Origin of the sequence: Pseudomonas typographi, from assembly GCF_014694385.1 — a bacterium.
Classification (GTDB): Bacteria; Pseudomonadota; Gammaproteobacteria; order Pseudomonadales; family Pseudomonadaceae; genus Aquipseudomonas; species Aquipseudomonas typographi.
This window is the reverse complement of sequence record NZ_JAAOCA010000204.1, coordinates 1-228: the sequence shown is the minus strand read 5'-3', so window position 1 is coordinate 228 and position 228 is coordinate 1. Positions and strand designations below refer to the sequence as shown.

Below are 228 nucleotides of genomic sequence, written 5' to 3'. Positions count from 1 at the left end.
GTGGTGGGCGCTTGCCGGTAGCCCAGTGCGGTTGCCAGCCCCATTTGATAGCCGAGATCAGCAGGCCGTCCGGGTGATTGCTGAACACGCTCACCAGCGCCGTGGGGGCGATGTTGTACCGCTCCAGCGGTACGGCGTCATAGCCGCTGGCCGGCCTGCTGCCAAGCCAGTCCACGTAATCGGCCAGGCTTCGATCTTGGACAAATCTTCCACACACGGCTGCCACCT

Annotated in this window: 1 protein-coding gene; it reads right to left on the bottom strand. The window is 64.0% G+C overall.

Going from position 1 to position 228, the window contains the following annotated elements; all coding sequences use genetic code 11:
- On the bottom strand, window positions 1–217 hold a 217-nt coding region (locus HAQ05_RS29765), incomplete at its 3' end, for an SOS response-associated peptidase family protein (protein ID WP_420825807.1).
- Between the last annotated feature and the right edge of the window lie 11 nt (window positions 218–228).